Below are 12668 nucleotides of genomic sequence, written 5' to 3'. Positions count from 1 at the left end.
TAAGCCCAGTTCAGTGCGGTTCGACCGGTCTTGAGGGCTCCACCGGAGCCCGGTCATGCCGCCTTGCTGCGCTTGGGTGGGCGGGGCCCCCGGCCGCGACGGTTGCGTAGCCGGAACAGCTCGAGCGCGCGGCCCGTGCCCTGCCTGAAAAGGGCCCGAACCTCGTCCGGGCGCGGTCGTTCGAGGAGCTCTTCGAGCTCCTCCGGGCGCAGAGTGGCCTCACGCAGCTTCGACTCCACGCGCTCCATCCCGAGCGCGAAGAACATCACCAGCAGCGGCACGAGGACTGACAACCAGGCAGTCATGACGACGCTGATGTTCCCGCACGAGGGATGGCGACCGTCGGGCAGGGGGTGAGCACGTCGGCGTGTCGATATCGTCTCGTAACATTTGCCGGTCACGGTCCGTGATGACCGCTGACCAACCGGCACCTTCGCCTCTTGTCGGGGTGGCGCCGTACGCTCGAAGCGTGACCACCGCTGCGCGGAACGCTGCGCGCCTTGCCAAACGGGTGGCCGATGGTGAGCCGCCTCTAGGCCGGGCCCGGCGGGTCGGCCGGATGCTTCGCACCCTCGCCGCCACCCATCCCGACGCGCATTGCGAGCTCGACTTCACCACGCCGCTGGAACTGGCCGTCGCCACGATTCTGTCCGCGCAGAGCACAGACAAGCTCGTCAACTCGGTCACGCCCGCCTTGTTCAGGCGGTACACCACGGCGATCGACTACGCCAAGGCCGACCGCACCGAGCTCGAAGAGATGATCCACAGCACCGGCTTCTTCCGGAACAAGGCCAACTCCCTCATCGGGCTCGGTGCCGCCCTCGTCGAGAAGCACGACGGCGTACTGCCGAACACCCTCCCCGAGCTGGTCGCCCTCCCGGGGATCGGCCGCAAGACGGCCAACGTGATCCTGGGCAACGCCTTCGACGTACCGGGCATCACCGTCGACACCCACTTCGGCCGGCTCGTCCGGCGCTGGGGCTGGACGCAGGAGGAGGATCCGGTCAAGGTCGAGCACGCCGTCGGCGCCCTCGTGCCCAAGCGCGACTGGACGATCGTCTCCCACCGCGTGATCTTCCACGGCCGCCGCGTCTGCCACGCGCGTAAGCCCGCGTGCGGCGCCTGCACACTGGCCGACGACTGCCCCGCCTACGGCGCGGGCCCCACCGATCCCATCAAGGCCGCCGCACTCCTCAAGGGACCGTCGCGGCCGCACCTGCTCGCCATGGCCGGCATCCCCGACGACGAGGCACCCGCACCAACGCCCGGCGGCGAGGACCAGGACGCGCCGTGACTTCGCTCGTCCGGGGCCGGCCCCACCGTTGCGGCCGGGAGGCGCAGCGGTGAGCCGTGAGCAGCTCAAGGTCCGGCGATCGGAGCTGGTCACCACCCTGGTCGTCGTTCTGCTCGCCGCGGGAGCCGTGTTCGCGCTGTGGCCGCGCAGCGCATCCGAGCCCTCCACCGCCCGCGAGGCGCCCACCGCACCACAGCCGGTCTCCGTACCCGACTCAGAGCTCGCTCCGCTGCGTGCCGCCGCACGCATCGAGCCGTGCCCCTCGGGCAGCGGCGCTCCGGCCGCCGGGCCGCTGGCCGGTGTCACCGTCCCCTGCCTCGGCGCGCCCGGCCACGTCGACGTCGGCGCCGCGCTCGCCGGGCGTCCGGCTCTCATCAACGTCTGGGCGTCCTGGTGCGGGCCGTGCCGCGCCGAGCTCCCGGCCCTCGCCGAGTACGCGGCCCGGCCGGGTGCCGTCCCCGTGCTGGGCATCGACGAGCGTGACGACCCGCGGGCCGCGCTGGCGCTCCTGCGCGACACCGAGGTCACGCTGCCCTCGGTCACCGACCCGGACGGCGCGCTTCGGGGCGCCCTCGGCATCCCGCCCGCGCTGCCCGTTTCCTACGTCGTGCGCGCCGACGGCAGCGTCGTCAGGGTCGATCCACCCATCCCCTTCCGCAGCGCCGACGAGGTCGCGGCCGCTGTGGACCGGCTGTCGAAGGGATCGTCGTGACGCGGCTGCAGCCGGAGCGCGCACCGGAATGGCTCTCACCTCTGCTCCGCCGGATCGGCGAAGCCGACGCGGAGACGCTGAGCCACCACCGCATCCGGCCCCGCGCCGATGCCCGCCGGGCCGCCGTGCTGGTGCTGTTCGGTGAGGACCAGGTGCACGGTCCCGACGTGCTGCTCGTCGAGCGGGCCAGCTCTCTGCGCACCCACGCCGGTCAGGTGGCCTTCCCTGGCGGCAGCGCCGACCCGCACGACCGCGACGAGGTCGCCACGGCGTTGCGGGAGGCCGAGGAGGAGACCGGCGTGGAACCCGAAGGGGTCGTTCCGCTGGCCGTGCTCCCCGAACTGTTCATCCCGCCATCGGGTTTCGTCGTCACCCCGGTGCTCGCGCACTGGGAACGCCCTGTCGCCGTGCACGCGGTCGACGCGGCGGAGACCGCAGCCGTGGTGCGCGTGCCGCTCGTCGATCTGGCCGAGCCCGCCAACAGAATCACGGTGCGTAATCCCTCTGGTACCAGCAGCCCCGCCTTCGTCGTAGCGGGGTTGTTGGTGTGGGGGTTCACGGGGGGCTTATTGTCCGCCCTGTTGGATCTGGGGGGTTGGGCGCGCCCTTGGGACACCACACGGGTGGACGATTTAGGCGCAGCGTGGTCGGCGGCACGGGCCGGTCGGCAGGAGGTCGCAGGATCATGAGCGCGGGGCCCCGGGGGGCTGGCCTGGACGCGCGGAGCGAGGCGGCGCGATGAGCGAGCGTGCGAGCGAACCAACAACACAGCGCCCCAACGCAGCGTCGACCCAGCACAGCGGCGTCATGCCCGTGAGCGAGCGCGCGAGCGCACCACCAACACAGCGCCCCAACGCAGCGCCAACCCAGCACAGCGGCGTCATGCCCGTGAGCGAGCGCGCGAGCGCACCATCGATAGAGCGCCCCAGCGAAGCGCCGACCGAGCGCAGCGAGGTCATGCGATGAGTTGGGTTGACGCGGTCGTTCTGGCGCTGGCGCTGATCGCGGCCGTCTCCGGCTGGCGCCACGGCATGGCGGTGGCGCTGCTGTCGTTCGTCGGGGTGCTCACGGGGGCGGTGCTCGGGGTCCGGCTGGCGCCCTTGCTGGCCGCGGGCGTGGAGGCGCCCACCACGCGAGTCATCGTCAGTGTTGTCGTGGTGGTGCTGCTGGTGGCCCTCGGCGAGACCACCGGTGTCTTCTTCGGGCGCCGGATCCGCGACCGGATCACCGGCCATCGCTCGTTGCAGGTCGACTCCACGCTGGGCTCTGTGCTGCAGGCCGTCACCGTGGTGATCGCGGCCTGGCTGGTCGCGCTGCCGCTGGCCTCGGCCAGCTTCCCCGGCCTCGCCTCGGGCGTCCGTGGCTCGGAGGTGCTCCGTGCCGTCGATTCGGTGATGCCGGCAGGGGCCAAGGCGCTGCCCGCGGAGCTGCGGCAACTGCTCAACAACTCCGGCTTCCCCGACGTGCTCAGCCCGTTCGCGGAGACACCGATCACGGAGGTCGGCCCGCCCGATCCGGCGCTCGCCCAGAGCCCGGTGATCGAGAACCTGAGCAGCAGCGTCCTCAAGATTCGTGGCCGCGCCCCGTCGTGCGCCCGCCAGCTCGAGGGCACGGGGTTCGTGATCGGACCTCAGCTCGTGCTCACGAACGCCCACGTCGTCGCGGGCACGTCCGAGACCGGCGTCGAGGTGGTGAACAGGCGCGGCCGCACGGTCGAGCTGAGCGCCGAGGTGGTGTCTTACGATCCGCGCGTCGACCTCGCGGTGCTGCGGGTGCCCGACCTGGCCGCGAAGCCGCTGACGTTCGACCCACAGCCGGCCAAGCCGGGCGACGACGCCGTGGTGCTCGGCTACCCGCTGGACGGGCCCTTCACCGCCACCCCGGCGAAGATCCGGTCGATGATCAACCTGAAGGGCCCCGACATCTACGACGACGGCGAGGTCACCCGCGAGGTGTACACGGTGCGGGCCGTGGTCCGCTCGGGCAACTCCGGCGGCCCGCTCGTGGCACCCGACGGCACCGTGATCGGTGTGGTCTTCGGCGCCGCCCTCGACGACCAGGAGACCGGGTTCGTCCTGACCGTCGACCAGGTGTCGCGCGTCGTGCAGGCCGCATCCGGACTGCGCAGCGAAGTGAACACGGGCAACTGCGCGGCCTGAGCCGCGTCGCTGCTGCGGGAAGCGCGCACGAAGACCCAGCGAGGTTTATGCTGTGGGTCACAGGCGATGGGGCTCGCCGTTGACCGCCCACCACGGGCTGATAGCTCCTACCAACAGGGTTCGACTCTGGAGGTAGGACATGACAGCAAAAGTTCCCCACTTCCCCGCCCCGCAGCACCAGGGCTTGCCGTCGTCCTTCGTCGCCGCATCACAGCGCGGGTGCACGCACCGCTGTCCGGAACACCGCCACCCCGCCGGAAGAGCCGCACTACAACGATCCGAGTCGCACACCCAACACACGTGGTGGTGCACGACAACTGGAGCGCGGACATGACCGCATTGCTCGAACAACCCGAGAGAGTGTCCGCCACACCGAGCAAGAACCCGGCCAACACCCTCATCGTCGGACACTGCCGCGACACCGCGAGCGACCACGCCCTCGCCGTCGCCGCAGAACTCGGACGCCGGCTCGGCGCTCAACTACACGTCGTCCACGCCGTGGTCCTCGACGACTACCCCATCGACCCCGATGCCGCCGACTGGGAGGAGCAAGGCGAGCAAACCCTCGTCGAAGAGCGTCACCAGGTCGAAGCCGCCCTCACCCGGAGCGGCCTCGCATGGACCTACCAATCCTGCCGAGGCAACCCGGTCAGGGCGCTCGCCGCGGCGGCCGACGAGCACAACGCACTCATGATCGTCGTCGGCACCCGCGGCGAAGGACTCCGAGCCACCCTCGCCCGCCTCGTCCAACCCTCGGTCTCACACGCCCTGATCGAGCGCCAGCACCGTCCGGTTCTCGTCGTCCCGCCCGGACAGTTCACCTGACACGGCCACATCAACAAGCCGGACCCCGGGCGGCATCTCCTGAACCGCGCGCCCGCCCGGGGACCTATGCCTCGGGACCGAGAGCGGGCTGGTGCGACGTCGTCGCGGTCCGACACTCACTCGGGAGCCGAAACCCCGAGCCCCGGAACCCCAGCTGCTCCCCGCACGAACGGCTCGTTCGCCCAGACCTGTCGCGCGAACGCGCCGCTCGTCCGCCGACCGGTCGGCAGCCCGCTGACCAGCACCGATAGGGCTGCTCAGACGTCGCGTGTGATCGTCTGGTCGCGGCCGGGGCCGACGCCGATCGCGCTGACAGGCGCGCCCGTGAGCTCCTCGATGCGGTGCACGTAGTCGCGCGCCGCGGCCGGGAGGTCGTCGAATGTGCGGCACCCCGAGAGGTCCTCGAACCAGCCCGGAAGCTCCTCGTAGACGGGCACGGCGTGGTGCACGTCGGTCTGGGTCATCGGCATCTCGTCGATCCGCTTCCCGTCGACCTCGTAGCCCACGCAGATCGGCACCTTCTCCAGCCCGGAGAGCACGTCGAGCTTGGTGAGGAAGAAGTCGGTGATCCCGTTGACCCGTGCTGCGTAGCGGCCGATCACGGCGTCGAACCAGCCGCAGCGGCGCGGCCGCCCGGTGGTGACGCCCACCTCGCCGCCCGCCTTGCGCAGCTGCTCACCCATGGCGTCGAGCAACTCGGTGGGGAACGGACCGGAGCCGACACGCGTGGTGTAGGCCTTGAGGATCCCGATGACCCGGGTGATGCGGTTGGGGCCGATGCCCGAGCCCACTGCCGCACCACCGGCGGTGGGGTTCGAGCTGGTGACGAAGGGGTAGGTGCCGTGGTCGACGTCGAGCAGGGTGCCCTGCGAACCCTCCAGCAGGATCGTCTCGTCGGCCTCGAGTGCCTGGTTGAGCAGCAGGCGGGTGTCGGCGATCCGGTCGGCGAACCGGCGGCCGTGCGCGAGCACCGTGTCCACCACCTCGTCGACGTCGAGCGCACGGCGGTTGTAGACCTTCACCAGCACCTGGTTCTTGAACTCCAGGGCCGCCTCCACCTTCTGGTGCAGGATCTTCTCGTCGAGGACGTCGGCCACTCGCACGCCCACACGAGCGACCTTGTCCTGGTAGGCGGGCCCGATGCCCCGGCCCGTGGTGCCGATCTTGGCCTTGCCCAGGAACCGCTCGGTGACTTTGTCGATGGCCACGTGGTACGGCATGATCAAATGCGCATCCGCGCTGATCAGCAGGTTGCTGGTGTCCACACCGCGGGCCTCGAGGCCGGAGAGCTCGTCGAGCAGCACACCTGGGTCCACCACCACGCCGTTGCCGATCACGTTGCGCAGGCCTGGCGTGAGGATCCCGGATGGGATGAGGTGCAGGGCGAAGTCCTGTCCGTCGGGCAGCACTACTGTATGGCCGGCGTTGTTGCCGCCCTGATAGCGCACCACCCACTGCACCTGCCCCCCGAGGAGGTCGGTGGCCTTGCCTTTGCCTTCGTCGCCCCACTGGGCGCCGATCAGCACGATCGCCGGCATGTGAAAACTCCAGTCCTATGCCCATCACCGCGGCGGGGAGGGTAACCGATCCCGTGAGCACGATCGATTCCACAGTGGTGCTGCTGACCTGCTCGGATGACGGGCAGGCACGTCCGCTTGGTGTCAACAGTAGTGGTCTGGTGGCCGGGGTGCCCGAAGTCGCCCTGCCCACGAGACCGGACAGAACCGCTGTCGACCCTGTGCTCGCCGAACACGAGCCGCAGCGAGTGGTCGTGGCGGGCACCGATGCCGATCTCGCGGCCGTGCTGACACGGCTGCTGCGCACCGACCGGCTGGGTGTCGAGGTCGCCTACCTGCCCTCCGCCCGGTCGGCGGCGACCGCCACGTGGGGCCTCCCGACCGGGGAGAACGCACTGCGCCTCGCGCTCACCGGTGCGGCGTCACCCGTCCCCCTGGTCCGTGACGACGCCGGTGGGGTGCTCGTCGGGCGTGCGGAAATTCACGACCTCGCAGGCGAGTGCTACTGCGACTCGGTTCTGGTGCTCCGCGGCAGGACGCGGCGGCTGGTGGTCACGCCGGGCCCGGCCGGCATCGCCGTGCGCGCCGGATGGACCGGACGGACCCCGGACGGGCGCGAGCGCGCGGTGGCGCCGAGGGCGCCGCACGGCCGGGGCTCGGCGCTGGGCCGAGCGGTGCAGGTGGGTTGCGAGCCCGCCACCGTCATCAACGACGGAGTGGCCCATCCGCGCCAGGTGCCACGCTGGACCTGGTACCGCCACACGCAGGACTGGTTGCTCGTGCGCCCCTGACGGGTGACGGCGGGGAAGTCACGAAACATCGCTGATCCATCCCGTTAACAATCCCGGTCAAAACTGGCTGAATGCACCTGTCTCCCCAGGAGCGCGACAAGCTGCTCGTCCACGTCGCAGCGGACGTCGCGCGCTCCCGCCGTGCCCGTGGCCTGCGGATGAACTACCCCGAAGCAGTCGCGTTGATCACCGATCACGTCCTGGAGGGCGCGCGGGACGGCCGCAGTGTCAGTGAGCTGATGTCGAGCGGCCGCAAGGTCCTCACCCGTGACGAGGTGCTGGACGGGGTGGGACAGATGCTGGATCGGGTGCAGGTCGAGGCCACGTTCCCCGACGGCACGAAGCTCGTCACCGTCCACGACCCGATCGCCTGACGTGGCGGGCGGAGGCGCGTCGGCCGATCCCGGCGAGATCATTCTGGGCGAAGGGGACATTCCGCTGAATCCGGGGCGGGGTCGGATCACCCTGGTGGTGACGAACGCGGCAGATCGACCGGTACAGGTCGGCTCACACTTTCATTTCGCAGCCGCCAACCTCGGGTTGGAATTCGACCGGGCCGCGGCATGGGGCCGGCACCTGGACATTCCGGCCGGCACCGCCGTCCGTTTCGAGCCGGGGGTGGAGCGGGAGGTGACGCTGGTGCCGCTGGCCGGCGCGCGGGTCGTCCACGGCCTGCGCGTCGAGTTCGCCGGCGCACTGGACGAACGCAGCCACGAACCCGGCCCGCTCGCCTACGGGAGTGACGCATGACCGAGCCGGTGTCCGCGATCGAGCGCTCCCGCTACGTCGACCTGTTCGGCCCCACCGTGGGCGATCGGATCCGGCTGGCCGACACCAACCTGCTGATCGAGGTCACCGACGACCTCAGCCGCGGCCCGGCCTCGGGCGACGAGGTGGTCTTCGGCGGCGGCAAGATGATCCGCGAGTCGATGGGCCAGTCGCAGCGCACCAGCGCCGAAGGCGCGCCGGACGTCGTCATCACCGGCGTCGTGGTGCTGGACCACTGGGGCGTGGTGAAGGCCGATGTCGGCATCCGCGACGGGCGGATCGCCGGGATCGGCAAGGCAGGCAACCCCGACACGATGGACGGTGTCGACGACGCGCTGGTGATCGGACCGTCCACCGAGGTGATCGCGGGCAACGGCATGATCCTCACCGCCGGTGGGATCGACCCGCACGTCCACTTCGTCTGCCCGCAGTTGGTCGACACCGCGCTCTCCACCGGGCTCACCACGCTCGCGGGGGGCGGCACGGGGCCAGCCGAGGGCACCAAGGCGACCACCGTGACGCCCGGCCCGCATTCGATCGGGCGGATGCTGCAGGCGATGGACCACCTGCCGATCAACGTGCTGCTGATGGGTAAGGGCAACACCACCAGCACGGATGCGCTGTGGGAGCAGCTACGCGCGGGGGCCGGCGGGTTCAAGCTGCACGAGGACTGGGGCACCACCCCCGCCGCGATCGACGCCAGCCTCCGGGTGGCCGACGCCTCCGGCGTGCAGGTGGCCATCCACACCGACACGCTGAACGAGGCCGGCTTCGTCCAGTCCACGCTCGACGCGATCGCCGGCCGCTCCATCAGCGCGTTCCACACCGAGGGCGCAGGCGGCGGGCACGCCCCGGACATCATCGAGATCGTCGAGCGCACCAACATCCTGCCGTCCTCGACGAACCCCACCCGGCCGCACACGGTCAACACGATCGACGAGCACCTCGACATGCTCATCTGCTGCCACCATCTCAACCCGAACGTGCCCGAGGACCTCGCCTTCGCCGAGAGCCGCATCCGGCCCACCACGATCGCCGCCGAGGACTTCCTGCACGACATGGGCGCGATCTCGATGATGAGCTCGGACTCGCAGGCCATGGGCCGCATCGGCGAGGTGATCATCCGCACCTGGCAGACCGCGCACGTGATGAAGGCCGCCCGCGGCGCGCTCCCCGGCGACGGACGCGCGGACAACCTGCGCGCACGCCGCTACGTCGCGAAGTACACGATCAACCCGGCCATCGCCCACGGCATGGCCCACGAGATCGGCTCGGTCGAGATCGGTAAGCTCGCCGACCTGGTGCTGTGGGACCCCAAGTTCTTCGGGGTGCGCCCCCACCTGGTGCTCAAGGGCGGGTTCATCGCCTGGGCCCAGATGGGCGACGCCAACGCCTCGATCCCCTCCCCACAACCCGTGCTGCCCCGCCCGATGTTCGGCGCCGCGCCCGCCGTCGCAGCCGCCACCAGCGTGAACTTCGTGGCGTCCGCGGCGATGGAGTTCGGCACGCTCGAACGGCTCGGACTGGCGAAATGCCCGGTGCCCGTGGCCGACACCCGCGCCATCACCAAGAACCACATGATCGGCAACGACGCCATGCCCGACGTGCGGGTCGACCCCGACTCCTTCGCCGTGCGCATCGACGGTGAGCTCATCGAGCCGGCACCGGTCGATCAGCTGCCGATGGCCCAGCGCTACTTCCTCTTCTGATGGCGAGCCTGGCCGCCCTCACCCTCTCCGACGCCCGGTTTCCGGGCGGCGGGCACGCCCATTCGGGCGGGCTCGAGGAAGCGGTGTCCCGCGGGCTGCTCACCGGCGTGCCGGAGCTGGGGTCGTTCCTGTCCGGGCGCCTGCGCACAGCGGGGCTCGTCGGCGCTGCGTTCGCGGCGGCCGCGGTGGTGGCGGCGACGAGCCCGGCCGCGGACTGGGCGGGGCTCGACGCCGAACTGGACGCACGCACACCCGCCGCGGCCCAGCGCGACGCGTCACGCGCGCAGGGCCGGGCCGCCCTGCGCGCTGCCCGGCTCTCCTGGCCCTCGCCCGCGCTCGACGCCCTCTGTGCCGTGGCACCCCGCCCTCATCACGCGCTGCTGGTCGGGGCCGTCGTCGGCATCGACGGCGGCACGCCGGCCGAGGCCGCCCAGTGCGTGGCGTACCTCGCGATCAGCGGCCCGGCCTCGGCGGCGGTGCGGCTGCTCGGGCTCGACCCGCTGGCGGTGAACGCCGCGATCGTCGCGCTGCGCCCTGTGCTCGACGCCGTTGTGGCTCAGGCCGCGCACGCCGCGACGCTGCCGCCCGACCGGCTGCCCGCACCGGGCGCGCCGGTCCTCGACCTCATGGCCCAGGCCCACATCCACCATCACGGAGAGCAGGTGCGTCTCTTTGTCAGCTAGTAGTCATGGTCACGGCCACGGGCACTCGCTCGACCCGACGGCGACCGAGCCCGACCCACACATCGCGCCGACCCCGTCCGGGAGGGCGGTGCGGATCGGTATCGGCGGCCCGGTCGGCAGCGGCAAGACCGCGCTGGTGGCGGCCCTCGCCCGCACGCTCGGGCCGACGCTGCGCCTCGGCGTGGTGACCAACGACATCTACACCACCGAGGACGCCGACTTCCTGCGCCGGGCGGGCGTGCTCACTCCCGACCGCATCGAGGCCGTGCAGACCGGATGCTGCCCGCACACGGCGATCCGCGACGACATCACAGCCAACCTCGACGCCGTCGAACTGCTGGAGGAGCGGTTCGGCGACCTGGACCTGGTGCTCGTGGAGAGCGGCGGCGACAACCTGACGGCGGTGTTCAGCCGCGGCCTGATCGACCGGCAGATCTTCGTCGTCGACGTGGCGGGCGGGGACAAGGTGCCGCGCAAGGGCGGTCCCGGCGTCACCACCGCCGACCTGCTGGTGATCAACAAGGTCGACCTCGCCCCGTACGTCGGCGCCGACCTCGCCGTGATGACCGCCGATGCGCACCGCATGCGCGGAGAGCTGCCGGTGATCGCGCAGTCCCTGGTGATCGACCCGGCCGCCTCCGACGTCGCCGAGTGGGTGCTCGCGCAGCTCGCCGCCGTGCGGGTCCCCGCGGCCTGACGCCGTGCTGGCCAGAGCGCGGATCGTCGTCGAGAAGGACGGTGATCGCAGTGTCATCCGCGACCTGCAGTCGCAGCCGCCGCTGACTCTGCTGCCCCGGCGGGGCGCCGCCGCGGCCCGTTCCCCGGCCGCCACCGTCCACATGGTCGGCTCGGCCACCACACCGCTCGGCGGTGACGACGTGGGGCTCGAGGTCGTCGTCGGGCCGGGAGCGGACCTCGTGCTCACCGGGGTGGCCGCCACGGTCGCGCTGCCGGGACAGGGCGCCGGTGCGAGCAGCCGGCTCGTCGTCCGGCTACGGATCGGCGACGGGGCGGGCGTCCAGTACCTGCCGGAGCCCACCGTCGTCACCCGTCGCGCAGACCACCGCACCGAACTGCACGCCGAGCTGGGCGCCGGAGCCCGGATGCGCTGCCGCGAGGTGCTGGTCGCCGGCCGCAGCGGCGAGGCATCGGGCCGCTTCCGCGGGCTCACGCGGGTGGTCGACGCCGCAGCAGGCCGCCCGCTGCTGGTGCAGGAGCAGGAACTGGGCGACCCCGACCTGCACGCATCTGCTGCCCACCTCGCCGAGCGTCGCGTGCTGGCCACCGAGGTGCTGGTGTGGGGCGAGGACCCCCACCCCGGCCTGGCCGGCCCGTGGTGGTCGCTCACCCCGCTCGCCTGCCGTGGATCGCTCGCCACGTCCGTGGGCCCCGACGCGGTGACGGCGCAGCGGGGCCTCGCCATCGCCATCGCCGGCCACCCCGGCTGGGCCGGGGCGATGGTGACCGCGCTGGTCCCGGCGGCGCCGGAGCGCTCCGGCTCGCTGGATCAGGCCGCCGGGCGCTCGTGGTAGGTGTCGACGTACTCCTGGTGGGACAGTCCGGCGATCGCGTCCATGATCTCGTCGGTCACGGCGCGACGGATCATGCCCGAGCCCTCCAGCCCCTCGTAGCGGGAGAAGTCGAGCGGCTCGCCGAAGTGGACCGTCACACGGCGCAGGCGCGGGAAGCGCGCGCCGACGGGCTGCACCCGCTCGGTGCCGATCAGCGCGACCGGGACGACGGGAGCCCCCGTGCTCAGCGCGAGCGTGGCCACGCCCGTGTGGCCGCGGTGCAGCCGGCCGTCGAGGGAGCGCGTGCCTTCGGGGTAGATCGCGAACGCGCCCCCGTCGTCGAGCACGGTGCGGGCGGCCTCCAGCGCCGCGAGCCCTGCCTTGGCGTTGGCACGGTCGACGGGGACGTACCCGAGCGCGGAGAGGAACGATGCGAACGCACGGCCGCGTAGCCCGGTGCCGGTGAAGTACTCGGCCTTGCCGAGGAACGAGACGGGACGGCCCGCGGTCAGCGCGATCACAGCGGTGTCGACGGCGGCCCGGTGGTTGGCCGCGATGATCACCGGACCGAAGCGAGGGATCCGCTCCGCACCGTGCACGACCGGGCGGTAGAGGAATCGGACGAACGGTGCGAGGAGCCAGCGAACGACCAGATGCACGCGCACAGAACGTCGGCTGTGCTCGACAGGTTCCCGTAGC

Annotated in this window: 15 protein-coding genes and 1 riboswitch; of the genes, 12 read left to right on the top strand and 3 right to left on the bottom strand. The window is 71.6% G+C overall.

Going from position 1 to position 12668, the window contains the following annotated elements:
• Nucleotides 1-53: 53 nt before the first annotated feature.
• Nucleotides 54-305 (bottom strand): hypothetical protein, encoded by a 252-nt coding sequence (locus tag MMF94_RS13415; protein ID WP_241036703.1) that lies wholly within the window; start codon nucleotides 303-305, stop codon nucleotides 54-56.
• A 164-nt stretch (nucleotides 306-469) separates the two neighbouring features.
• On the opposite strand from MMF94_RS13415, the gene nth reads away from it, so the two are divergent.
• The 5 genes from nth (at nucleotide 470) to MMF94_RS13390 (ending at nucleotide 4990) form a co-directional block, all read left to right on the top strand.
• Nucleotides 470-1294 (top strand): endonuclease III, encoded by an 825-nt coding sequence (nth, locus tag MMF94_RS13410; RefSeq protein WP_379660330.1) that lies wholly within the window; start codon nucleotides 470-472, stop codon nucleotides 1292-1294.
• A gap of 49 nt (nucleotides 1295-1343) precedes the next feature.
• Nucleotides 1344-2006, top strand: coding sequence for a TlpA family protein disulfide reductase (locus MMF94_RS13405; protein WP_241036702.1), 663 nt, complete (start codon nucleotides 1344-1346; stop codon nucleotides 2004-2006).
• On the top strand, nucleotides 1997-2695 hold the full coding sequence (locus MMF94_RS13400; RefSeq protein WP_241036784.1) for an NUDIX hydrolase: 699 nt from the start codon (nucleotides 1997-1999) through the stop codon (nucleotides 2693-2695). Before MMF94_RS13405 ends, MMF94_RS13400 begins: the two co-directional genes overlap by 10 nt.
• Before the next feature lie 273 nt (nucleotides 2696-2968).
• Complete coding sequence (locus tag MMF94_RS13395; RefSeq protein WP_241036701.1) at nucleotides 2969-4165, top strand: MarP family serine protease; 1197 nt, start codon at nucleotides 2969-2971, stop codon at nucleotides 4163-4165.
• 53 nt (nucleotides 4166-4218) lie between these two features.
• Nucleotides 4219-4282: riboswitch (Fluoride riboswitch) on the top strand.
• A gap of 183 nt (nucleotides 4283-4465) precedes the next feature.
• On the top strand, nucleotides 4466-4990 hold the full coding sequence (locus tag MMF94_RS13390) for a universal stress protein (protein ID WP_241036700.1): 525 nt from the start codon (nucleotides 4466-4468) through the stop codon (nucleotides 4988-4990).
• 257 nt (nucleotides 4991-5247) lie between these two features.
• On the opposite strand, the gene MMF94_RS13385 is transcribed toward MMF94_RS13390, so the two are convergent.
• Nucleotides 5248-6528 (bottom strand): adenylosuccinate synthase, encoded by a 1281-nt coding sequence (locus MMF94_RS13385; protein WP_241036699.1) that lies wholly within the window; start codon nucleotides 6526-6528, stop codon nucleotides 5248-5250.
• Between the two features lie 53 nt (nucleotides 6529-6581).
• Here MMF94_RS13385 and MMF94_RS13380 point away from each other — a divergent pair, with 53 nt between their 5' ends.
• The 7 genes from MMF94_RS13380 to MMF94_RS13350 all read left to right on the top strand — a co-directional run bounded on the left by MMF94_RS13380 (nucleotide 6582) and on the right by MMF94_RS13350 (nucleotide 11990).
• On the top strand, nucleotides 6582-7298 hold the full coding sequence (locus MMF94_RS13380) for a hypothetical protein (RefSeq protein ID WP_241036698.1): 717 nt from the start codon (nucleotides 6582-6584) through the stop codon (nucleotides 7296-7298).
• Nucleotides 7299-7369: 71 nt separating this feature from the next.
• Nucleotides 7370-7672 carry an urease subunit gamma gene (locus MMF94_RS13375; RefSeq protein ID WP_241036697.1) on the top strand — a complete coding sequence of 101 codons (303 nt, stop codon included), beginning with the start codon at nucleotides 7370-7372 and terminating at the stop codon, nucleotides 7670-7672.
• 1 nt (nucleotide 7673) lies between these two features.
• The gene (locus tag MMF94_RS13370) at nucleotides 7674-8048 is read left to right on the top strand and encodes an urease subunit beta (protein ID WP_241036696.1); all 375 of its coding nucleotides are present in this window, start codon (nucleotides 7674-7676) and stop codon (nucleotides 8046-8048) included.
• Nucleotides 8045-9775: an urease subunit alpha gene (locus MMF94_RS13365; RefSeq protein ID WP_241036695.1), complete on the top strand. Its 1731-nt coding sequence runs from the start codon at nucleotides 8045-8047 to the stop codon at nucleotides 9773-9775. The genes MMF94_RS13370 and MMF94_RS13365 overlap by 4 nt, the downstream gene beginning before the upstream one ends.
• A complete protein-coding gene (locus MMF94_RS13360; RefSeq protein ID WP_241036694.1) occupies nucleotides 9775-10458 on the top strand; it encodes an urease accessory protein UreF in 684 nt (227 codons plus the stop codon). Before MMF94_RS13365 ends, MMF94_RS13360 begins: the two co-directional genes overlap by 1 nt.
• Complete coding sequence (ureG, locus tag MMF94_RS13355) at nucleotides 10448-11155, top strand: urease accessory protein UreG (protein ID WP_241036693.1); 708 nt, start codon at nucleotides 10448-10450, stop codon at nucleotides 11153-11155. The genes MMF94_RS13360 and ureG overlap by 11 nt, the downstream gene beginning before the upstream one ends.
• A gap of 4 nt (nucleotides 11156-11159) precedes the next feature.
• Entirely contained in the window at nucleotides 11160-11990 is an 831-nt protein-coding gene (locus MMF94_RS13350) for an urease accessory protein UreD (protein ID WP_241036692.1), read from the top strand.
• Here MMF94_RS13350 and MMF94_RS13345 read toward each other — a convergent pair.
• A complete protein-coding gene (locus MMF94_RS13345) occupies nucleotides 11966-12628 on the bottom strand; it encodes a lysophospholipid acyltransferase family protein (protein ID WP_241036691.1) in 663 nt (220 codons plus the stop codon). The two genes, MMF94_RS13350 and MMF94_RS13345, sit on opposite strands and share 25 nt — an antisense overlap.
• Nucleotides 12629-12668: the final 40 nt, after the last annotated feature.

The organism is Pseudonocardia alaniniphila, assembly GCF_022524485.1.
Classification (GTDB): Bacteria; Actinomycetota; Actinomycetes; order Mycobacteriales; family Pseudonocardiaceae; genus Pseudonocardia; species Pseudonocardia alaniniphila.
The sequence above is the reverse complement of the archived record's forward strand: the minus strand, read 5'-3'. Positions and strand labels throughout refer to the sequence as shown.

Coding starts and splice junctions, on each gene's coding strand:
- MMF94_RS13415 (WP_241036703.1), bottom strand. CDS start 305: ATGACTGCCTGGTTGTCAGTCCTCGTGCCGCTGCTGGTGATGTTCTTC.
- MMF94_RS13395 (WP_241036701.1), top strand. CDS start 2,969: ATGAGTTGGGTTGACGCGGTCGTTCTGGCGCTGGCGCTGATCGCGGCC.
- MMF94_RS13385 (WP_241036699.1), bottom strand. CDS start 6,528: ATGCCGGCGATCGTGCTGATCGGCGCCCAGTGGGGCGACGAAGGCAAA.
- MMF94_RS13375 (WP_241036697.1), top strand. CDS start 7,370: ATGCACCTGTCTCCCCAGGAGCGCGACAAGCTGCTCGTCCACGTCGCA.
- MMF94_RS13365 (WP_241036695.1), top strand. CDS start 8,045: ATGACCGAGCCGGTGTCCGCGATCGAGCGCTCCCGCTACGTCGACCTG.
- MMF94_RS13360 (WP_241036694.1), top strand. CDS start 9,775: ATGGCGAGCCTGGCCGCCCTCACCCTCTCCGACGCCCGGTTTCCGGGC.